Annotated in this window: 19 protein-coding genes and 1 pseudogene; 9 read left to right on the top strand and 11 right to left on the bottom strand. The window is 62.2% G+C overall.

Translation table 11 applies throughout. From position 1 onward, the window contains the following. Window positions 1-69: 69 nt before the first annotated feature. On the top strand, window positions 70-1,299 hold the full coding sequence (locus ACIQUF_RS05355; protein ID WP_403129212.1) for a pyridoxal phosphate-dependent aminotransferase: 1,230 nt from the start codon (window positions 70-72) through the stop codon (window positions 1,297-1,299). Here ACIQUF_RS05355 and ACIQUF_RS05350 read toward each other — a convergent pair. Then, complete coding sequence (locus ACIQUF_RS05350; protein ID WP_403129210.1) at window positions 1,225-1,872, bottom strand: DUF1345 domain-containing protein; 648 nt, start codon at window positions 1,870-1,872, stop codon at window positions 1,225-1,227. The two genes, ACIQUF_RS05355 and ACIQUF_RS05350, sit on opposite strands and share 75 nt — an antisense overlap. 45 nt (window positions 1,873-1,917) lie before the next feature. After that, the gene (locus tag ACIQUF_RS05345; RefSeq protein ID WP_403129208.1) at window positions 1,918-3,099 is read right to left on the bottom strand and encodes an NnrS family protein; all 1,182 of its coding nucleotides are present in this window, start codon (window positions 3,097-3,099) and stop codon (window positions 1,918-1,920) included. A 217-nt stretch (window positions 3,100-3,316) separates the two neighbouring features. On the opposite strand from ACIQUF_RS05345, the gene xerC reads away from it, so the two are divergent. Beyond that, window positions 3,317-4,231 carry a tyrosine recombinase XerC gene (gene xerC / locus ACIQUF_RS05340; protein ID WP_400803185.1) on the top strand — a complete coding sequence of 305 codons (915 nt, stop codon included), beginning with the start codon at window positions 3,317-3,319 and terminating at the stop codon, window positions 4,229-4,231. Window positions 4,232-4,233: 2 nt separating this feature from the next. Here xerC and ACIQUF_RS05335 read toward each other — a convergent pair whose 3' ends face one another. Next, window positions 4,234-5,424, bottom strand: a complete 1,191-nt coding sequence (locus ACIQUF_RS05335) for a type II secretion system F family protein (protein ID WP_403129205.1) — start codon at window positions 5,422-5,424, stop codon at window positions 4,234-4,236. Between the two features lie 11 nt (window positions 5,425-5,435). After that, the gene (gene gspG / locus ACIQUF_RS05330; RefSeq protein WP_403129203.1) at window positions 5,436-5,861 is read right to left on the bottom strand and encodes a type II secretion system major pseudopilin GspG; all 426 of its coding nucleotides are present in this window, start codon (window positions 5,859-5,861) and stop codon (window positions 5,436-5,438) included. A 191-nt stretch (window positions 5,862-6,052) separates the two neighbouring features. On the opposite strand from gspG, the gene ACIQUF_RS05325 reads away from it, so the two are divergent. From ACIQUF_RS05325 to ACIQUF_RS05310, 4 genes are all read left to right on the top strand, one after another. Further along, a complete protein-coding gene (locus ACIQUF_RS05325; RefSeq protein WP_403129201.1) occupies window positions 6,053-6,646 on the top strand; it encodes a transglycosylase SLT domain-containing protein in 594 nt (197 codons plus the stop codon). Window positions 6,647-6,744: 98 nt separating this feature from the next. Continuing rightward, a complete protein-coding gene (locus tag ACIQUF_RS05320; RefSeq protein WP_403129199.1) occupies window positions 6,745-8,202 on the top strand; it encodes a sensor histidine kinase in 1,458 nt (485 codons plus the stop codon). A 171-nt stretch (window positions 8,203-8,373) separates the two neighbouring features. After that, entirely contained in the window at window positions 8,374-9,870 is a 1,497-nt protein-coding gene (locus tag ACIQUF_RS05315) for a sensor histidine kinase (RefSeq protein WP_403129197.1), read from the top strand. Further along, window positions 9,839-11,263, top strand: a complete 1,425-nt coding sequence (locus tag ACIQUF_RS05310) for a sigma-54-dependent transcriptional regulator (protein ID WP_403129193.1) — start codon at window positions 9,839-9,841, stop codon at window positions 11,261-11,263. The genes ACIQUF_RS05315 and ACIQUF_RS05310 overlap by 32 nt, the downstream gene beginning before the upstream one ends. A 95-nt stretch (window positions 11,264-11,358) precedes the next feature. Here the strand turns inward: ACIQUF_RS05310 and ACIQUF_RS05305 are convergent, their stop codons facing one another. The 3 genes from ACIQUF_RS05305 to ACIQUF_RS05295 form a co-directional block, all read right to left on the bottom strand. Next, entirely contained in the window at window positions 11,359-11,649 is a 291-nt protein-coding gene (locus ACIQUF_RS05305) for a hypothetical protein (protein WP_403129191.1), read from the bottom strand. A gap of 83 nt (window positions 11,650-11,732) precedes the next feature. Next, a complete protein-coding gene (locus ACIQUF_RS05300; RefSeq protein WP_400803204.1) occupies window positions 11,733-13,085 on the bottom strand; it encodes a GntP family permease in 1,353 nt (450 codons plus the stop codon). 112 nt (window positions 13,086-13,197) lie between these two features. Next, window positions 13,198-13,737 (bottom strand): gluconokinase, encoded by a 540-nt coding sequence (locus ACIQUF_RS05295; protein ID WP_403129188.1) that lies wholly within the window; start codon window positions 13,735-13,737, stop codon window positions 13,198-13,200. Between the two features lie 207 nt (window positions 13,738-13,944). Between ACIQUF_RS05295 and ACIQUF_RS05290 the strand changes: the two genes are divergently transcribed. The 3 genes and pseudogenes from ACIQUF_RS05290 (at window position 13,945) to ACIQUF_RS05280 (ending at window position 16,384) form a co-directional block, all read left to right on the top strand. Continuing rightward, window positions 13,945-14,964: a LacI family DNA-binding transcriptional regulator gene (locus tag ACIQUF_RS05290; RefSeq protein WP_403129186.1), complete on the top strand. Its 1,020-nt coding sequence runs from the start codon at window positions 13,945-13,947 to the stop codon at window positions 14,962-14,964. A gap of 43 nt (window positions 14,965-15,007) precedes the next feature. Beyond that, window positions 15,008-15,847: pseudogene (locus ACIQUF_RS05285) on the top strand (PAS domain-containing protein); the annotation flags it as partial. 42 nt (window positions 15,848-15,889) lie between these two features. Next, window positions 15,890-16,384, top strand: coding sequence for a methyl-accepting chemotaxis protein (locus ACIQUF_RS05280; protein WP_403130292.1), 495 nt, complete (start codon window positions 15,890-15,892; stop codon window positions 16,382-16,384). On the opposite strand, the gene ACIQUF_RS05275 is transcribed toward ACIQUF_RS05280, so the two are convergent. From ACIQUF_RS05275 to cobM, 4 genes are all read right to left on the bottom strand, one after another. Further along, complete coding sequence (locus tag ACIQUF_RS05275) at window positions 16,359-19,634, bottom strand: transporter substrate-binding domain-containing protein (RefSeq protein WP_403129184.1); 3,276 nt, start codon at window positions 19,632-19,634, stop codon at window positions 16,359-16,361. The two genes, ACIQUF_RS05280 and ACIQUF_RS05275, sit on opposite strands and share 26 nt — an antisense overlap. 11 nt (window positions 19,635-19,645) lie before the next feature. Next, window positions 19,646-20,260, bottom strand: coding sequence for a response regulator (locus ACIQUF_RS05270; protein ID WP_403129182.1), 615 nt, complete (start codon window positions 20,258-20,260; stop codon window positions 19,646-19,648). Window positions 20,261-20,479: 219 nt separating this feature from the next. Further along, window positions 20,480-20,722 (bottom strand): DUF1272 domain-containing protein, encoded by a 243-nt coding sequence (locus tag ACIQUF_RS05265; protein WP_403129180.1) that lies wholly within the window; start codon window positions 20,720-20,722, stop codon window positions 20,480-20,482. Window positions 20,723-20,788: 66 nt separating this feature from the next. After that, entirely contained in the window at window positions 20,789-21,541 is a 753-nt protein-coding gene (cobM, locus tag ACIQUF_RS05260; protein WP_403129178.1) for a precorrin-4 C(11)-methyltransferase, read from the bottom strand. Window positions 21,542-21,560 lie beyond the last annotated feature (19 nt).

Below are 21,560 nucleotides of genomic sequence, written 5' to 3'. Positions count from 1 at the left end.
CTTTTAACTCCAATCGGCGCACGACGTTTTCGGACGAGCGGTGCGAGCTGGGCAGACAGGGAGACAGTCATGCGCTATTCCACGCTCACGCAACGCATCGCCGGTGAAGCCGCCGCTGCCTGGGATATCCACTATCAGGCCCAGGCCTTGCGCCGCGAAGGGCGCGAGATCTTCCTGCTGTCGGTAGGCGACCCTGACTTCGACACGCCAACGCCCATTGTCGATGCAGCTGTCAGCAGCTTGCGCCGTGGCGATACCCATTACAGCGATGTGCGCGGCAGCCTGGCGCTGCGCCAGGCGATCGCCCGGCGCAGTGGTGCGCAGGTCAGCACCGAGCAGGTGATGGTGCTCGCCGGTGCCCAGTGCGCGCTGTATGCCGTTTGCCAATGCCTGTTTGAGGCCGGTGACGAAGTGATCGTTGCCGAGCCCATGTATGTGACCTACCACGCTGTGCTGGGTGCCTGTGGGGCGCGGCCGGTGCAGGTGCCAGTCAGCCCGGAGCAGGGTTTTCGCCTGAACCCGGTGGACGTGGCCAAGGCCATTACCCCGAGCACCCGTGGGCTGCTGCTGAATACGCCGCACAACCCGACCGGTGCGACCATTTCGCCCCAGGACATGGCGAAGCTCGCCCGGCTTTGCCGTGAACATGAGTTGTGGCTGATTTGCGACCAGGTCTACAGTGGCCTGCTCTACGACGGCGAAGCGGCAGATCCGGCGAACCTGCCGGGTATGAACGAGTGCTGCGTGATCATCGACAGTGTGTCCAAGTCGCATGCCATGAGCGGCTGGCGGGTGGGGTGGGTGGTAGCTCCGCCGATGCTGATCGGACACCTGGCCAATCTGGCCATGGCCATGCTGTTCGGCCTGCCGGAGTTCGTCATGCAAGGGGCCTGTGTGGCGCTTGAGCAGGATCTGGCTGCGGTGCGGCAGATGCGCGAGGCCTATCGGCAACGGCGCGATCGAGTGTGCGCGGCGTTGGCCGACTGTCCCGGGGTGCGCGCCCATCGTCCGGCGGGCGGCATGTTCGTGATGCTCGATATACGGGCTACCGGGCTCAGCGCCCAAGCCTTCGCCCAGCGGCTGTTGATGGAGGAGGGTGTTGCGCTGTTGCCGGGGGATGCATTCGGGCCTAGCGCAGCGGGGCATGTGCGTATGGGGCTGGTGCTCGCTGCAGAGCAGCTGGAGGAAGTGTGCCGGCGCATCGGCGCCTGTGCCCGACGCGTACTAGCCGAGCAGGCCAGCGGCGATATTGATGGTGAAGCCGAGGATCGCCGTATTGAACACGAAGCCTACCAGTGAGTGCGCCAGCACCACCCGGCGCATGCCGCGCCCGCCGACGCCAATGTCGGAGGTTTGTACCGCAACGCTGATGGTGAACGAAAAGTAGTGGAAGTCCCAGTAATCCGGGTGGCGTTCACCGTCAGCGAAGCGCAAGGCGGGTTGATTTTCGTCGTTGGTGTAGAACAACCGGGCATAGTGCAGGCTGAAGATGCAACCGATCAGCAGCCACGATCCGGCGATGGTCATGCCTGTGTAGAGGTAATGCAAAGCCAGTTCAGTGCCTTGCAGGCCGCGGCTGGATACCAGCTGCAAGGTAACCGCAGCAAGGCTGGCGATGGCGGCGATGCACACAGTGAACAGCACCAGGCCGGCGTTTTCATCCTCGATACGTGCGACTTTGCGTACCTTTTCCGGGGACGCCCGCCAGGTCAGCCACAGGACCAGCAAGAGATACAGCCAGACCCCCAGGTTCCAGCCGGCGAGAACACGCTGGACGGTGTCGCTGGCGGGGATCAACCATGCCCCAAGGATGCCGGCCAGCGCGGCGAAGCTCAGGCGAGGGTGGGTGCGGGTCAGGCGATGGAAAACCATGGAGGCTCGCTAGCAGAAAATCATGCGTATCACTCTAGACCACGATCATCCTGGCATCCCATCAACACGCGGGCGCAGCAGCATCGGCAGGTAATGCCACAGGAATAACAGCAACGCCGCGCTCCAGCACAGCACCGAAACGTCGATGCCGATCGGCGTGAACAGGGTCAGCCCGACGCGCGCCAGCGCGGCCAGCTGCATCAGCGCAAAGGCCCAGGCGATACAAGGCGGAACCTGCAATGGCCGGCCCGTATGGCCAAGGCTGACCCGTGCCATCATCGCCACGATCAGCCCGGTCATGGCGCCGATCGTAAGCGCGTGGATTGCAAGACTCAGGTTCAGCGCAACGCCAGCATGCCACAGCGCCATGCCCAGGCACGCCAGTGCCATCCAGGCGTAGGCGAGGTGCAGCGACCACAGCAGAGGCAGTCGCCACAGGCCACGGTCATGCCACAACAGCAGGCGCACGCCGTGCAGCAGAAACAGCCCGGCAAATAGCGCAGCCAGGGCTGGCTGAGGGCTATCGGCGGAACCACTGGCATAGCTCAGCGGCACGGCCACGCTGAGCAACAGGCACGCAGGGTCCAGCCAGGGCCGCGCGGGCGTGGGCGCCAGGTTGCCCAGGCCACGGCGGGTAAAGAAGGGGATCACCCGGCCGCCCAGGAGGGTCATCATCGCCGCTACCAGCCACAAACCGGCGAAAATACCCTGGCGCTGCAAGATTTCGTCCTGACGCAGCCAACCGATCAGCGTCAGCCATTGGCAGCTGGCAATCAGCAACAGCAAGCCGACAATCGGGTAATTGTTGCGCAGGCGTCGCTGTACGATCGGGCGGGCGAGCGCCACGGCTACCAGGGGCAGAAAGCTACCCTGCAAGGCGATCAGCACACCTGCCGGCAACGGCAGGAACCAGCTTGCCCGGCCCAGCAGCCAGAGCAGAAACAGGCCCTGTAGTGGCCGGCCGCTGAGTCCGGGGATGCCGCTCCAATTCTGCACGGCCGTGAGCAGGAAACCTGCGATGATAGCCACGGCAAAACCATAAAGCATTTCGTGCCGGTGCCAGGCGAGCATGCCCCCGGGCGGTGTCGTGTGCAGCACCCCCGCCAGCATCCCGGCCCATACCAGCAGTGCGACCAGCGCGAAAATGCTACCGCCCAGGAAGAACGGACGAAAACCCAGAGCCCAGACGGGCTGGCGTGGACGTGAGTCGATCGGTTGCACGAGCATAGACAGACCTTCGTTCGATCAGGTGGCTTCAATTGAGTTACCATCACGATCCGTGCCATCTGCAAAGGCCTTGTATTTCAAGGTAATGGCATTGTGCTGGGTCCAAATGACCCATTTGGAATGTTGTCATTGAGACTCGATAATCGGTCGATTTGACCTGCTTTACGCTTTGAGTGCTTGTTAATGAGCCTCGAAGCTTCGCTACAGGATTCATGTTTTGTCCGACCTCTCGCAAAATCCGTTGCTGCAGTACCTCGCCCGGCTGGCGCCCTCCAGCCAGCAAACCATGCGCTACATCCTTCAGGACGCTGCCGACCGACTGGGTTTCGTCGAATGCAATCTGGCCGATGTGCCGTGGCACCGGCTCGAACCTGGCCATGTAATCGGGCTGGTCGCAGCATTGCGTACCGATGGCTATGCGCCCAACAGTTCGTCGCTGTACGTCAACGCCATTCGCGGGGTGATGAACGAAGCCTGGCGCCAGGGCCTGATCGACCACGAACAGTTATTGCGCATCCGCGAGGTGAAGCCTGCGACTGGCAGTCGCCTGCCGCCTGGGCGCAATCTGCGCCGCAGCCTGATTCGTGAGTTGATGGACGTGTGCGCCGCCGATCCACGCCCGCAAGGCGTGCGTGATGCGGCGATCATTGCGTTGCTGTATGGCACCGGCATGCGCAAGTCGGAGTCGGTGGACATAGATCTCGACCAGGTGGATTTCGAGGCACGCAGCCTGCAGGTGCTGGGCAAGGGCAATCGGCAACTGATCAAGTACGCCCCGGTGTGGGCCTTCGAGAAGCTCCAGGCCTGGCTTGAGCTGCGCCGCCAGGCCCTGCCCGAAGGCGCGTCGGACGACCCGTTCCTGTTCAACCGCATCCGCCGTGGCAACCACATTACCCGCGCACGCATCACCAAGCATGCGATCTACTACATCGCCCGCCAGCGGGGTGCGCAGGTGGGGGTGAAGATCATGCCCCACGATTTTCGCCGGGCTTTCATTACCCGGGTGATCGAAGAGCACGACCTGTCGATTGCGCAGAAGCTGGCGCACCATGCGAACATCCAGACCACGGCCAGCTATGACCGGCGCGATGACAACGAGCGGCGGCGCGCAGTCGACCGATTCGATTACTGAAGCTAGTGAATACTCGACGCCAGCTCGAAGATCGGCATGTACATCAGGATCACGATCAGCCCGATCAGCAAGCCGATGAAGGTCATCAGCAGCGGCTCGAACAGCTTCACGAACCATTCGACCCAGCGGCCGATCTCCTGGTCATGAAAGTCCGCGCAGCGTTCGAGCATTTCCCCAAGATTCCCCGATTGTTCCCCCGCCCGCAGCAGGCGCAGCGAGACAGGCGTGACCAGTTGCCCGGCTTCCAGCGCCTCCGACAGCGGTAGGCCTTCCCCCACCCGTCGGCTGGCTTGCTCCAGCCCTTGCGCCGCAGCGCTGCCCAGCAGCCCCTGGGCCATGCCCATTGCGGTGAGGATGGGAATGCCGCCCTGTAGCAAAATACCCAGTGAGCGATAGAAGCGCGCAAGCTCATACATCATCAATCGTTGATGCAGCGCCGGCATGCGCCGTATCTGGCGTGAGATCCAGCGCCGCAGCAGTGGGTTGCGGCGCAGCAGCACCAGTGCGCCGATGCTGCCCATTGTCGCCAGCGCCAATGGCAGTTGGTGGGCATGCAGAAACAGGCCAATCTGCATCAGCACGCGCGATAGCCAGGGCAGTTCGCTACCCATGCCCTCGAACACCAGGCTGAAACGCGGCACCACGTAGCCAAGCAGAAACAGCACCACGCCACCGCCCACCAGTAGTAAAAGCAATGGGTAGACCGACGCCCCCACCAGCTTTTGCCTGACCAGGTCCAGCCGCTGCCGATAACCGATGTAGCGGTGGAGGGCGTCGCCCAGGGCGCCAGTGCGCTCGCTGGACTGCACCAGTGCCACGTACAGCGGTGGGAACACGCGCGGCTGCTGGGCCAGCGCCTGGGACAGCGAGCGGCCTTCGTAGAGCTGGCGAACCAGCGCCGCCAGGACCTTGCGCGCAGCCCCAGCCGGGGCTTTTTCCGCCAGGCTTTCCAGTGCATCGATCAACGGCAGGCCGGCATGCAGCAGCGTGGTCAGCTCCTGGCTGAACAGCACCAGGTCAAACGCTGCCTGGCGGCGCCAGGCCATACCGCGCAAGGCGCCACCCTGGCCGCGCACGCTGACCACCCGCAAACCTTGATCTTCGGCCTGGCGGCGTGCCTGCTCGGCATCCTCGGCATCGATCTGCAATTGCACCACGCCCTGTCTGCCCAGGGCTTTGAGGCTATAGCGCATGCTCGTGCTCCTCATTGCCAGCTGGTGATTTCGGCGTTCTCACCGTCGCCACCGGGTTGGCCGTCCTTGCCCATCGACAACAAGTCGTACTCGCCGCCATTTTCGCCCGGCTGCCGGTAGATATAAGCGCGTCCCCAGGGGTCCTGCGGCACGGCTTTCTGCAGGTAGGGGCCGGACCAGCGTGCCTCGCCACTGGGTGCGGCCACCAACGCCTGCAAGCCCTGTTCGCTGTTGGGGTAGTGGCCGACTTCCAGGCGATACAGGTCCAGCGCCTTGCCCAGGCCTTCGATCTGCGCACGGGCGACCTTGGCCTCCGAGCGGCCGAGCTGGCTGAAGTACTTGGGTGCGACGATGCCGGCCAACAAACCGAGCACCACCAGCACCACCAACAGTTCAAGCAACGTGAAGCCGAATTGATGATTGCGTTTGCGCTGCATGGTGAAGCCCTCCTGCGTGGGGACATGCTTGCCCAGGGTATCGCTGCGCCATGCAACAGCCGTGCACGTCTGCCTCGGGGCCTTGCGCCATGCGCCATGGCAAGCGGCACAGTGCTTGCGTCGCTACCGCAAAGCCCGGGTTTTCCGGGGCATTTCCCCCACATCGGGGGCACGGCGGGGAGGCGACCGACATGCGTGGGATTATCCTGGGACTGATCTGGCTGGCAGCGGCAACCGCTCAAGCCGATGTCTACATCTCGATCGATGCCAAAGGCGGCTACGTACTGACCAACGTCCATCGGCCCGGGCGCCATTATGAACGGGTGATCAGCGAACCTATTGCCAAGGCCGGCCCGGCCAATGCGCAACTGATCACAGGTCGGCCATACGCTGACCTTGTGGCTACTGCAGCGCGCAAGCACGACGTGCCGCAGGCGCTGCTGCATGCGCTGATCAAAGCCGAGTCCGGCTACAACCCCAAGGCCCGTTCAGCGGCCGGCGCGGTAGGGCTGATGCAACTGATGCCGGATACGGCAAAGGAAATGGGGGTTGAGGATGCCCTTGACCCTGAGGACAACGTGCTGGGTGGGGCGCGCTACATCAAACGTATGCTGACCCTGTTCGACAACGACATCACTCTGGCCGTGGCGGCCTACAACGCCGGCCCCGATGCTGTCCTGCGCCGTGGGGCAGTGCCGCCGTTCGCCGAAACCCGACGCTATGTGCCCAACGTGTTGCGTGAATACCGCAAGTTACAGGGGCTGACGGCAGATTCGCCGTTGTGATGACGACACTCCTTGCATCGGCATGATAAAAATCAGCGCCATGCAATCCCCAACTCTGGGCTATAACCTTTCACAGGTGCTCAGCAGTGGAAGCCGCCATGGACATCGTCCCCCGTTCCGACACACTGGAGACGCTTGCCAGTCCTGACGCCGGCTCCCCGCGCAAGCCTTTCGACCTGCTGCGCTGGTATGCCTGGGTCAGCCTGGCTTTCATTCTGTCAGTGGCGGTCGGGCTGGGCCTGATCTCCAGCCGCTTCATCATCGACGAAAGCGTCGAGCGCGATGCCTTGCTCACCGCCCAGTTCATCACCTCCATCGCCGATGCCGAAGTGCGCCATGTGGCTATCCCCAACGTGCGTACCATGGGCGAGCTGCTCGACCCGCGCACCGACCACGCCGCCTTGCCCGGGGTGTCCCCGCAAGCGCGGCGCAAGGCGCGCGGGGAGTTTCTCGACCATATCGCCCACCTGCCTGACATGCTTCTGGCCAATATCTACGCCCCGGACCGCACGGTGATCTGGTCGAGCAACCCGGCGTTGATGGGCAAACTGATCGAAGGTGATGACGATCTGGACCGGGCTTTCGAATACAAGATGCGGGTCTCTGCCAGCTATCACAATTTCGACCAGGCACGCGCCGAGCAAAAATTCGTGACCGCGCCCGAGCATTTGTTCATCGAGAACTACATTCCGTTGTTCGATGCCGATGGCGAACGGGTCACGGCAATGGTGGAGATCTACAAAGAACCCCACGACCTGATCGTACGCATCGAACATGGCCTGATCCGTATCTGGCTGGCCATCATCCTCGGCGCCGGCCTTGTTTACTTCGGCCTCTACGGCATCATGCGCCGCGCCGCACGGTTGATGGCGGTGCAGCAGAAGCGGCTGATCAGCAACGAAACCTATGTGGCGTTGGGCGAGGTGTCTTCGGCCGTGGCGCATAGCCTGCGCAATCCGCTCGCAAGCATCCGCTCCAGCGCCGAGCTGGCCCAAGTGTTCGACGAGGGGCCGGCGCAGCGCAACATCGATGAAATCATCAGCCAGGTCGACCGTATGTCGCACTGGATTCGCCAACTGCTGCAGTCGTTGCGGCCTCTGAATGACGAAGCGGTGGCCGTGGACCTGCCCCAGGCCTTGCAAGACAGCTTGCAGAGCTTTGCCGTGCCGCTGGCGCGCGGCGGCGTGACCCTGGATCTGCAACCCTTGCCTGCAGTGCAGGTGCTCGGCCAGCCAGCGCTGCTCGGGCAGATTTTCAACAGCCTGATCGACAACGCCCTGGAGTCGATGGAGCAGGGGGGCAGGCTGCGCGTCGAGGTGGTCAAGCAGGATCGGCGCAGCGTCACCCTGCGCCTGTCCGACACCGGTAAAGGCATGAATGAGCGCCAGCAACGCATGGCCTTCAGGCCTTTCTTCACCACCAAGCAGGGCGGGTTGGGCGTGGGGCTGGTGCTGGTGAAACGCATCATGGAGCGCTTCGGCGGGTCAGTGAGATTGAGCAGCAGCGAAGGGCGTGGCACCCGGGTTTCACTTCATTTCAGGTTGGCTGAGACCTGATAGCCCTTGTCGGGTTAATTGGGTAACGAATACCCAAATGTGGGGAATTAACCTCGAATCATATTCAGGAAAACTCAGTAACCTACTGAAATAAATGATTTTGTATTTTCTGTTTAGTTGTGGCTGATTTTTTGCAGCTATCGAAAGCAATCACAGGGCGGGAACGACGCGATGCAGACGTTGGATACCGATGTTCTCGACAAGTCTTCTGCGCAAGCCGGCAGCGGCTTGGCCGCACCCCTTCGCGAGTTCAATCTGCTGCGCTGGTTTTCCGTGATCAGCCTGCTGATCATTGCCTCTGTGGCGGTTGGCCTGGGCTATGTTTCGACGCGCTTCGTGGTGCGTGACAGTGTCGAGCGCGACGCCATGCTCACCGCCCAATTCATCCAGGCCATGGCCCAGGCCGAGGTGCGCCATTCGCAGCTGCCGCCCGGCACTACCCTGGGCGAGCTGCTCGACCCGCGCCTGGATCAGCAGCATCTGCAGGTCAGCCCGGCGCTGGCCGAGTCGACTCGGTCCGAGTTCCTCGATCATGTCGAGCACCTGCCCGACACCCTGCTGGCCAACGTCTATGCACGTGACCGTACCATCGTCTGGTCCACCAACGCCGAATTGATCGGCAAACGCATCGCGGCCGATGGCGATCTGGACCGTGCATTCCGTTCGCGCAAGGCCGTATCGGCCAGCTACCACAAGGCCGAAGAGGACCGCGAGGAACAAAAATTCGAGCGCGAGCCGCACTACCTGTTCATCGAGAACTACATCCCGTTGTTCGACAGCCAGGGCGAGCAGGTGATGGCGATGGTCGAGATCTACAAAGAGCCGCAGGACCTGATCCGGCGTATCCAGCGCGGTTATGTGCTGATCTGGGCTTCGACCTTGGTGGGCGGGGCGCTGATCTACTTCGGCCTGTTCTGGATCGTGCGGCGTGCGGCGTCGATGCTGAGCCATCAACAGGAGCGGCTGGTGGCCAGCGAAACCTATGTCGCCCTGGGCGAGATGTCATCGGCGGTGGCGCATAGCATGCGCAACCCGTTGGCCAACATACGCTCCAGCGCGGAACTGGCGCAGGAAATCGCCAACCCCCAGGCACAGCAGAACATCGTCGATATCATCAACCAGGTTGACCGCATGTCGCGCTGGGTGCGCGAGCTGCTGGTGTCGCTGCGCCCGACCAGTGACAGCGCCGAGTCGGTGGACCTGGTGGCGGCCATCGACGATACCCGCCAGGCCTTCGCCCGGCAGATCGAGCGCAACGGCGTGCGATATTCCTTCCAGGGGCCGCCGGTGCAGTGGGTGGCCAGCCAGCCGCTGCAGTTGTCGCAGATCCTCAACAGCCTGTTTTCCAATGCCATCGAAGCCATGCCCGCAGGGGGTGAGCTGCGCGCCCAGGTCAGCGTCCAGGATGGCCAGCGCGTCGAGTTGCTGCTCACTGATACCGGCAAAGGCATGACCAAGCAGCAGGAACGGATGGTCTTCAAACCGTTTTTCACCACCAAACAGGGCGGCCTGGGTGTGGGTCTGGCGCTGGCCAAGCGGATCATGGAACGTTTCGGTGGCTCGGTCAGCCTGAGCAGCCGTGAAGAGGAAGGAACCCGCGTCAGCCTCACTTTCAATATCGCAGCGGGAGGGGAACATGGAGCACAGCATCCTGGTAGTCGAGGATGATGAAATCCTTGCCAACAATATTTCTACCTATCTGAACCTCAAGGGCTTCGAGGTGACTGTCTGCAACACGGCGGAACTTGCGCTGGAGCAGATCAAGCGCGTCCAGCCCGATGCGGTGCTCACCGACAACTCGCTGCCGGGCATGAACGGCCACGACTTGCTGCGCACGCTGGTGGTACAGGCACCGGAGCTCAAGGTCATCATGATGACGGGCTACGGCAATGTCGAAGATGCCGTGCAGGCAATGAAGGAGGGCGCATTCCATTACCTGACCAAACCGGTGGTGCTGGCCGAGCTGAAGCTGACGCTGGAGAAAGCCCTGGCCACCGAGCGGATGGAGCGCACGCTGACGTTCTATCAAGAGCGCGAGGCGCAAAAATCCGGGCTGCAGGCGCTGATTGGCGAGTCGCCGGCGATGCTGACGCTCAAACACACCCTGCGCCAGGTGCTCGATGCCGAACGGCGCATGGCCAGTGACGACCTGCCTCCGGTGTTGGTCGAGGGTGAGACGGGCACCGGCAAGGAGTTGGTCGCCCGCGCGCTGCACTTCGATGGCTTGCGCAGCAAGGGGCCGTTCATAGAGTTCAACTGCGCATCGATCCCGGCCAACCTGTTGGAGGCTGAACTGTTCGGCCATGAGAAGGGCGCCTTTACGGATGCCAAGGAGCGCCGCGTGGGGCTGGTCGAGGCGGCCGATGGCGGCACGCTGTTCCTCGACGAGATTGGCGAGATGGACCTGGTGTTGCAGGCCAAGCTGCTCAAGCTACTGGAAGACCGCAGCATTCGCCGGATCGGCGCGGTCAAGGAACGCAAGGTCGATTTGCGGGTAATCAGCGCCACCAACTGCAACCTGGAGCAGATGGTGCAGCAGGGCAAGTTTCGCCGCGACCTTTTCTTCCGCCTGCGCATCATCGCCCTGAAGGTGCCACGCCTGTACGCGCGCGGGCAGGACATCTTGTTGCTGGCCCGGCATTTCCTCGCCCATCACGGGCGCCGGTATGGCAAACCAAACCTGCGCTTCAGTACCGAGGCCGAGGCCTTGATGCTGAGTTACAGCTGGCCAGGCAACGTGCGCGAATTGCGCAATATGCTGGAGCAGACGGTATTGCTGGCGCCCAACGAGGTAGTGCAGGCGCACCAGCTTAATCTGTGCATGACCTTGGTCGATGAGCCGTTGGCCCAGCCGACGGCAACGGTGTACGAAATGCCGCGGCATGAGCCGGAGCCGGGCACCAGTTTGCCGGACATCGAGCGGGACCTGGTGTGCAAGACGCTGGATCGGACGGATTGGAACGTCACCAAGTCGGCACGGATGCTTGGGCTTTCGCGGGATATGCTGCGCTACAGGATCGAGAAACTGGGGTTGACCAGGCCAGACAAGCGGCTGTGGTGAGTCAATGCCGGCCCTTTCGCGGGGCAAGCCCGCTCCCACAGAGTTTGCATCAGCCCTGTGGGAGCGGGCTTGCCCCGCGAAAGGGCCGGCACTGACTACCGCTGTCCGCCGTCCGACCCAGCACCATCACCTTCCGACCCGCTGCCATCCATCCCCGGCAAGTCGCGGTTGTCATTCTGCTTGGCTGGCGGACTGTCTGGGTCGTTGCCCTGGAGGCGCGGGTCAGTATCCCGCGGCATGGGCTTTTCGATCGGGTTGAGAGTGCTGTCCACACCCGGCTTCGGCGCCGGGTTGTGTGGATCGTCGGGGTAGGTAGTCCCCGTGCCGACCGCCAGGGCCATCGGCGCGGCGAGTATGGCGGCGAGCAACACACTGGAACGGATCATGGGCAGGCTCCTTTGCGAGGTAGGGCTTGTACTTCCGTTCGGCCCTACCCCAAGCGCTAAGGTGCGATCACCCCGATGAGCGGTCACACCACCGTCGACAGCGCCATGATGAAGATGATGCCAACCACCGACAGGATGGTCTCCATCATGCTCCAGGTCTTGAACGTCTCGGCCACGGTCATGTTGAAGTACTGCTTGACCAGCCAGAAACCGGCATCGTTGACGTGGGACAGGATCAGCGAGCCGGCACCGGTGGCCAGCACCAGCAGTTCCCGGTTGACCCCAGGCACCAGGTCGATCACCGGGGCGACGATACCGGCACCGGTGATGGTGGCGACAGTCGCGGAACCTGTGGCGATGCGGATTACCGCCGCCACCAGCCAGGCCAGCATGATGGGGGAAATTTCCGCTTGTACGGCCATCTGCCCGATCACGTTGCCGACACCGGTATCGACCAGCATCTGCTTGAAGCCGCCGCCCGCGCCGACGATCAGCACGATGGCTGCGGTCGGCGCCAGGCTCTGGTCGAGCATCTTCATGATCTGCTGGCGGCTGAAACCACGCGCCGAGCCAAAGGTATAGAAGGCCAGCAGCAGGGCGGCGAGCAGGGCGGTGATCGGGTGGCCGATCAGGTCCATCCACTGGCGGACGATATGCTCGGCCGGCAGCACCACGTCAGCGAAGGTCTTGAGCAGCATCAGCACCACCGGCAGCAGCACGGTGACCAGGGTGATGGTGAAGCTTGGCAGGTTGCTCTGATCCGACTCCTTGGCAATCTGGTCCATCAGTTCCTGCGATGGGTTGCCGGGGATGTAACGGGAGATGAAGTTACCGAACAAGGGGCCGGCGATGATCGCCGTGGGCAGCGCCACCAGCAGGCCGTAGAAGATGGTCTTGCCGATGTCGGCCTTGAAGATGCCGATCGCCAGCAGCGGGCCCGGGTGCGGAGGCACCAGGCCATGCACCACGGAAAGGCCTGCCAGCAGCGGGATGCCGATCTTGATCAGCGATACGCCCGAGCGCCGGGCAACGATGAACACCAGCGGAATCAGCAGCACGAAGCCGATTTCGAAGAACAGCGGGATGCCCACCAGGAAGGCGGCGAACATCATGGCCCAGTGCACGTTCTTCTTGCCGAAGGCGCGTATCAACGTTTGCGCGATCTGGTCGGCGCCGCCGGAGTCGGCCATCAGCTTGCCGAGCATGGTGCCCAGGGCAAGGACGATGCCGACGAACCCGAGCACGCCACCGAAACCGTCCTGGAACGATTTCATGACCTTGGCCACCGGCATGCCGGAGGTCAGGCCGAGGAAGCCCGCGGCAATGGTCAGGGCGACGAAGGGGTGGACCTTGAAATGGGTGATCAGCAGGATCAGCCCGATGATGGTTACCAGGGCATCGAGCAGCAGGTAGGTGTCTGTAGCCAGTCCGAACATGGTTTTAAGGCCTCGGTCTTATCGTTGTTTTTGGCGTTGCTTTAGTTGAACTTTCGCCTCGCTCAGGCGTCGAGACAGCGCTGTCTTCGGTGAGCCGGAAGAACTGCCTGGATCAGGCGGTCCGCGCCAGGCTCCGCTCACCGCATGTCTTTAGCCATTCTTCGACCGATCTGGCGAGCTCTACGATGGGCTTCGTGGCATCCAAGGCCAGGGTCAGCGGTTCGCCGCGCGGTGACTCAAGGGCCGCGAACTGGCTGTCGATCAGGCTCGCCGGCATGAAGTGTCCTGGGCGGGCGAGTACGCGCTTTTCGGCCTCGGCGGGAGTGAGTTCGAGGAACACGAATACCAGTCCCGGCATCGCATCGCGCAGCGTTTCGCGATAACTGCGCTTGAGTGCCGAGCAGGTGAGGATCGGGCGCTCGCCGGCCTTGACCGTGGCTTGCAGCTCCTGGCCGAGGCGCACCAGCCAGCCAGCCCGGTCGTCGTCGTTCAGGGGATTGCCAGCGCTCATCTTCTGGATGTTTTCGGCAGGGTGGAACGCGTCGCCTTCGATCAGGCGGCCGCCGCTTTCTTTTGCGATGGCGGCGCCCATGCTGCTTTTGCCGCAACCGGCTACGCCCATCACCACAATGGCGGACAGGGGAGAATTCATCAGTACCTCCTGCGGGATGAGATAGCGCTGTCTCGTCGCAGACGAAACGCCACCTCTCCGGTGTTATTGATCTTGTCGTTACGCAGTATGGACGCTTGGCAGAGGGCGTGTAGTGGCCACCACCAAAGATTACATTGCCTGCGTCCTGAGACAGCGCTACCTTAGTGGCCGTTCCCTTCCCTTGCAAGTAGTAAAAATACAACATTCATGTCCCGATCAGGCTCCCGCACCACCGGTCGTCCCACCCTGGCAGAAGTCGCCAGGCTTTCCGGGGTTTCCCCGATTACCGCTTCGCGCGCGTTGCGCGGGGTCAGCACCGTTGCCCCGGATCTGGTAGAAAAGGTGGCGGCCGCCGCGGCCAGCCTGGGTTATGTCGCCAACCCGGCGGCCCGTGCGCTTGCGTCCGCGCGCAGCCAGTCGGTGGTGGTGCTGATTCCCTCGCTATCCAACCAGTTGTTCATCGACACTCTGGAAGCCATTCACGAGGTGATGCGCCCTCGCGGCCTTGAAGTGCTGATTGGCAACTATCACTACGATGTCGACGAAGAAGAAAACCTGATCCGCAATTACCTGGCGTACCAGCCGTGCGGCATGCTGCTGACCGGTTTCGACCGCAGCGATGCCGCGCGGCAGATGCTGGCGGCCAGCGGGGTGCCTTGCGTGCACATGATGGAGCTGGGCGGTCAGCCCGGTGCGTTGTCTGTCGGGTTTTCCCAGCAGCAGGCCGGGCGTGCAGCGGCGCAGCACTTGCTTGAGCGTGGCCGGCGACGCCTGGCGTTCATCGCCGCGCAGCTCGATCCACGGGTGATGCAGCGTGCCGAAGGGTTCCGCCAGGCGCTGGCCGAAGCCGGCATGGCCGACACGGAATTGGAGGTCCTGTCGCCGCAGCCTTCGTCCATTGCCCTGGGCAGCGAGCTGTTCAGCCAGTTGTTGGCCCAGGCGCCCGATGTGGATGGCATCTTCTTCTGTAATGACGACCTTGCCCAGGGCGCAGTGTTACAGGCGTTGCGCCAGGGTATCGACGTGCCACGCCAGGTGGCGATGGTCGGCTTCAATGACTTGCCAGCGTCGGCACACATGGTCCCGCGCCTTACCTCCATACGCACGCCACGGGCTGCCGTTGGTCGGGGTGCGGCGCAGGCTTTGCTGGCGTTGCTCGACGGCAAGCGTGTGGCTACCGAGCAGCAAGACCTGGGATTTGAATTGATGGTGCGCGAAAGCTCCTGACTTTTCTTTGTCACTAATGACTAAGTGATAGCAGTGTGCTTGCATGCCAGCGGCGCCGATCTATGCTCAGGAAACCCCGCGCATAAAGGACCCCGGCGCCATGTTCGATTTTCATCGCAAGTCTGATTTGATCGAAATTCAGCGTACTCGCCAAGCCCTTGCCGAAACCCAGGCAAAGCTTGCGGCGATCAGCCGTAGCATGGCCATGATCGAGTTCGCGCCTGACGGCACCATTCTCGACGCCAATGCGCAATTCTGTCAGGCAATGGGGTACAACGTTGAGGAACTGCGCGGCAAGCATCACCGGCTGTTCTGCGATCCGGCTTACGCCAAGACCGCCGAATACCAGCAACTGTGGCGCGAACTGGGGGAGGGCAAGGCCATCAGCGGCACGTTCGAGCGTGTCGACAAGGCTGGCCGTGAGGTGTGGCTGGAGGCCAGCTACATGCCGGTGCTTGACGAACGCCAGCAAGTCACCAGCGTGATCAAAGTGGCGGCCGATATCAGCCAGCGTGTAAAGGATGAGCACGAGAGCCAAAGCCTGCTCAAGGCCATTGGCCGGTCCATGGCCGTGGTCGAGTTCACCCCCGAGGGGCGGGTCATCAAAGCCAATCAGAATTTCCTCGCCACCATGGGTTATCGCCTGGAAGAGGTGGTTGGCCGGCACCACGGGCTGTTTTGCCTGGCGCATGAGCGCGAGTCTGCCAGCTACCGTGAGTTCTGGGCTTCGCTGAACCGTGGCGAGTACCACTCGCACCGCTTCGAACGTGTTAACAAACAAGGCCAGACGGTGTACCTGGAAGCCTCTTACAACCCGATCTTCGACAGTAAGGGGCGGCTGTACAAGGTGGTCAAGTTCGCCAGCGACATCACCGCGCAAGTCAGCACTCAGCAAAGCGCCGCCGATGCAGCCCACGCCAGTTCAGTGCAGACCGATGCCTGCGCACGTAAGGGCACCGAGGTGGTGCAGCAGACGGTTGAGGTGATCGAGCAGATTTCCCAGGAACTCAACGACGCGGCGCGCAGCATCGACGCAGTGAGCAAGCAATCGGATGTGATTGGGCAGATCGTCCTGACCATTCGCGGCATCGCCGATCAGACCAACTTGCTGGCCTTGAATGCCGCCATCGAAGCCGCTCGCGCGGGTGAACATGGCCGCGGTTTCGCCGTGGTCGCTGATGAAGTGCGCAGCCTGGCCGCCAGAACCAGCAAGGCCACCCTGGAGATCGTCGATGTGGTGCGACAGAACCACGATCTCTCACTCACTGCAGTGGCCAGCATGCAGTCCAGCCTGACCCGCACGGGGCGAGGCGTTGCGCTTGCCAACGAGGCCGGCACGGTGATCATGGAGATCCAGCAGGGTTCTCGCCATGTGGTCGACGCGATCAGCCAGATCAATTCGACGCTGCAATTGCACTGAGGGCCTCGTCCAGTTCGTGCTGCAAGTGTTGCAGGCTGGTGATTAGCTGCAGCCGCAGCGCGTCGGTGGGCAGGCCTTGGACCTGCGCCTGTTCGATAGCCTCGCATTCGCCCACCACACCCCGCATCTTGAGCATTTTGGCGCCGCCCTTGATGCGGTGGGTAACCGTGCGCACCGCGTCGTTATCCGGGGCAGTGCCGAGCGCGTGCAGCGCGGCAAGATCTTCGCTGGCGCTGTGCGCCAGTTGTTCGAGCAGGCGTCGCACTAACTGGTCATCGTCCTGGGTCAGGTGGCGCAGTTCATTCAGGTTGAAGCCGCTTGCTGTGGGCTTCGATGTATTCTGCTCCGGGCGAGCCTGCGGTACGTGAAGGTTGAGTGCACGCAGGCCGATCGGTTTGAACAGACAGTCATCCATGCCACTGGCCAGGCAACGTGCTCGTTCCTCGGCTTGGGCATTGGCCGTGACGCCCAAAATCTTGCACGCGGGAATGGAAAGTGCTCGCTCTTGTTGGCGAATCCTGCGGGTGAGCTCGTGGCCGTCCATCAACGGCATGCTGCAGTCGGTGATGACCATGTCAAATTTTGTGGCTTGCCATTGAGCCAGCGCCGTTTGACCATTTTCGGCCAGGGTTACCCGATGGCCAAGGCTGTGTAGTTGTTTTTCCAGAAGCAGCAGGTTGGCCGGGTAATCGTCGACTACCAGAATGTTCAATGGCCCAGTTGCGACCTCCTGAGCAGGCAGGGCGGGTTCGACAGGGATAGGTGGTTCGCTGATGGGTAGATCCATTTTTACCAGCACCCGGGTACCCACGCCTTCGACGCTTTGCAGGCTCAAGGTGCCGCCCATGAGTTCTGCCAAGGTCCGGCTGATCACCAGACCCAGGCCGGCGCCCTGGCTCGACCTGGGACCTTTGGCCTGTGCAAACGTATTGAACAGACGAGCCTGGTCCTCCAGGCCGATGCCGATACCGGTGTCCCGCACGTTGAGCTCCACATGCACGAGACTGCCAGCGCTCTGCGGCTTCAGCAGGAGGGTGGCTTGAATCTCGCCGTGGTCGGTGAACTTGATGGCATTGCTCAGCAAGTTGGAAAGGATCTGCTTGAGTCGAGTGGGGTCTACCAGCACCCATACCGGGCCATTTGGGAGCTCGTCCTGCAGGCGCAGGCCTTTGCTTCGCGCATTGCCCTCGAACACCCTGAGGGTGCTGCGGATCAGCTCGACCAGGTCGGTCGCCACCGGTTGCAGGGTCATGTGACCCGATTCCACGCGTGAGATATCCAGAATGTCGCCGATCAGCTCCAGCAGGCCTACGGCCGCATTGTGTGCGGTTTGCAGCGCCAATGCGTCGCAATGACCGGATCGGCTGTCTTCCAGCGCCAGTTCGAGCAGGCCAATGACTGCGTTCATGGGGGTACGGATTTCGTGACTCATGGTCGCCAGAAACGTGCTCTTGGTCTGGCTGGCTTGCTCGGCATCGTCCTTGGCCTGGCGCAGCTGTTCAAGCAGGCCGCGGCTGAGCGCCAACTGCGCCTGGAGTGCTCGCTGGGCCTCGGTGCGTTGATGGATCAGCTTGCGCAGATAGCTGTTCCAGAACACCACGCCAGCCAGCAGCAATGCGGACAGCACCAGCACTTGCAGGGCCAGCGTGCGGTAATTGCGCCATGGGCTGTCACTGACCAGGGTGCTGTTGCGCCAGCGATTGATCAGCTGGTCGAGCTCTTCCGGCGGAATGCTCAGCAGGGCCTTGTCAAGAATGGCCTGCAATTGCGGTTGGTCGGGAGCGACAGCGAACGCGGCGACCGCCGGGTCGTCTCCCAGCACGCTGGCAATGCGCAATTTGTCCTTGAAGACATGGTTGATGTAGTACGCCGCGTTGATGTGGCTGCTGTAGGCGACGTCCGCCTCGCCGTTGGCCACGGCTTCCATCAAACTCAGCGGGTTGTTCACTTCGACCACTGTGGCTTGCGGGTAATGGCGTTGCACATCGTCTCGCAAGGGTGACCCTCGCAGCAGGGCTATGCGCTGCCCATCCAGGCTTCTGGCCTGCAATGGCCAGGCGGCCTGGCTGCGCGTGACCAGTACCCTGGGGCTGACCAGATAGGGGCGGGTGTAGCGCAGCTGTTTGGCGCGCTCGGCGCCATAGCCCAAGGCGCCGATCATTTGCGCTTCGCCGCGTGCCACCTGTTCGACCATGGTCTGTACCGCAGTGCGTTCGATAAGCTTGAACTGCAGGCCGGTACGCAAGGTGATTTGCTCAAGGAGGTCGATGGTTATACCGCTGGCGCGCTGCTGGTTATCGTTGAACGTCAAGGGCGCGAGTGCGGTGTCAATCAGAACGCTAACGGTGGGGTGGCTGTCTATCCAGGCCTGTTCTTCAACCGTGAGAGCGGAGAGGTGGCGCTCGAGCAGCAGGCTGGTGTTGCCACTGGTCCAGCGGCGCAGGATGCTCAACCGTTCGCTTTCGTTGATCCTCGCCAGGGCGGCATCGATCAAGCGCCGCAAGCGTGGGTTGTCACTGGCCAGGGCAAAGGAAAAGGTCGCGGCCGGCACTTGGCAGAAATGGTCGATCTTGACCATGCCCTGGTAGCTTTTGCCGATCAGGAAGTCGGTACTGATCGCGTCGCCGAGGTAAGCGTCGGCTTCGCCCAGCTCGACTGCGGCAAGGCCTGCCAGGGTAGAACGGTAGAAGCTCAACTGCGCATTGGGGTAGAGACTGCGAACGGTTTCGCCCGGCAGGTAGTGATCGACCATCGCCAGGCGCAGGCCTGCCAGGTCTCTGTTTTGCTTTAGCGTACGCCCTTCGCGGGTGACGATGACCGGCAGATCGTCGGCATAGGGCAGGCTGAGGCTGAGCTGGGCATCGGCGGCTTCGAAAGCGTTGGAGCTGCCCAGCAAGTCGATGCTGCCCTCACGCAGGGCGGCGATCGCTTCATGGCGGCTGGCAAAGCGCCTGACTTCGATCGGTACGCCCAACAGTTCGGCGATCAGCCCGGCGTAGTCGGCGCTCAGGCCTTCATAGTCAGCCGGGCTAATGTTGATCTCGAACGGTGGATAGTCGGGCCGCGAGCTGCCCAGCAGAAGAACCTTGCGCTGCTGCAGCCACTGGCGATCTTGAGCGTCCAGTTGCAACGGCGGCGTGGCGCTGATAGCCCGCGCCAGTAACTGACGCGGCTCGGCGTCAGCCAGCGTTGCAGGAGGGCAGCAGGCCAGGCTGATAGCTATTAGCAGGCCAGCCAGCGCGCGCTTCATGATGATTGCGCTCAGTTGACTTTGTTGCGCTTGGCCAAATCCACCATCTCTACCAGTGACTCGGTCTTTAGCTTGTCCATGATGCGGCCTCGGTAGGTACTGATGGTCTTGGCGCTCAGGTTCATCTCGCTGCCGATGAGCTTGTTGTTTTCGCCGTTGGACAGCCGTCGCAGCACTTCCATCTCACGGTTGGACAGACTGCCCAGGCGTGTCGGCTCGCTGTCCAGCGTATTGCTGTTGACTGCCATCTGCGGAAAGGTGGAATAGCCCTTGACCAGGGCTTTCAGCGCAAAGACGACGGCGTCGAGGTCTTCGCTCTTGGTAACGAATGCGCCAATACCGGCGTCCAGGCAGCGGCGTACATACAGGTCGGTGGCCTGGCCGGTCAGTACCATGATCTTGGGTGAATGCTCAAGCTGCTGCAGGCGTTTGATCACCTCCATCCCATCGAGGCCGGGCAGCCCGATGTCCAGGACCACGACATCGGGTTGCAGCTTGCGTGCTACCTGCGCCACTTCACTGCCGTTGTCGACTTCACCTATGACTTGAAAACGTTCTCGCTCAAGCAACATGCGTACAGCAAATCGAACAGTAGAGTGGTCGTCGACGATCAGCACGGTTGTCATGTAGATAACTCCTGTCGGAATGTGGGCCGTTTCCCTGGGTAAGTCAGGAATACGTCTGCAAGATCTTTCTTCAGCGCAGCACGATACGGCCATTCCGACGCCTTGGTAATGGCGAGTATAGATCTGTTGACTAAAGAGGTCAGAGTTGGTGAAAAATCCTACAAAAATGCCTGAATGCGGGCATCTTTGGGCCGAATTCGACGATGCTGGAATGGTTGGCTACTTACAGGCGGCGTGGGGTTTCAGTACACGCTGAGTAGAAGCAGGATTGTTGCTCAAGGCCTGGCCAACGCGGGTGGGGCGGGCTAGCAATTGGCCGGAGCAGTTCGGACAGCAACCGTTGAAACGGGTGTCGGCGCAATGGCGGCAGAAGGTGCATTCGAACGAGCAGATCAGCGCATCAGGGCTATCGCCCGGCAGATCGGCATCACAGCATTCGCAATTGGGGCGTAGCGCCAGCATGGGCATGACTCCAGTCGGTGGTCAGGAACCTGGAGTCTGCTCCGGCCATTGGGTGCTTGGCAACGGTTAGTCGCCTGGCCGATAGAGGTGTGCATGGCCGGCGCGATACAGGGCGGAGGCGGCGAACGGCGCGTCCCCCAACACGTGGCCGACGAGGATCAGTGCAGTGCGACGAAAGCCCTTGGCGGCGACCTGCTCTACGATGTCGCCGAGGGTGCCGCGCACCCAGTCCTGGTCCGGCCAGGTCGCGCGGTGCACCACGGCCACAGGGCAGCCGCTGCCGTAATGGGGCAGTAGTTCGTCGACGATGCGCGCCAGGTGCTTGACCCCGAGGTGGATGGCCAAGGTGCTGCCATGGCGGGCAAGATCGCCCAGTTGTTCCCCGGCTGGCATCGGTGAGCTGTCGCCGTAACGGGTGAGGATGACGGTCTGCGCCACCTCCGGCAGCGTCAGCTCGCAGCCCAGCAAGGCGGCGCTGGCGGCGGTGGCCGTTACCCCAGGGATGATCTGGTAGTCGATACCCAGCTCGCGCAGGTGGCGGATCTGCTCGCCAATGGCACCATACAGGCTCGGGTCGCCACTGTGCACACGGGCCACGTCCTGGCCTTTTGCATGCGCTGTGCGCATGGCCTCGATGATCTGTTCCAGATGCAATTCGGCGCTGTTGATGAGCGTTTCAGCCTGGTGGCCTTCGAGTACGGCGGCGGGTACCAGGGAGCCGGCGTAGATGATCACCGGGCATTGACGGATCAGGCGTTGTCCTTTGACCGTTATCAGCTCGGGGTCACCGGGGCCGGCGCCAATGAAGTAGACCGTCATGAAAAATCCTTGGATGTTG

The sequence above is a fragment of the Pseudomonas sp. NPDC090233 genome (assembly GCF_044772285.1).
In the GTDB taxonomy this organism is placed as follows: domain Bacteria; phylum Pseudomonadota; class Gammaproteobacteria; order Pseudomonadales; family Pseudomonadaceae; genus Aquipseudomonas.
Note: the sequence above shows the minus strand (reverse complement) of the source record. Positions and strands in the feature narration are given on the sequence as shown.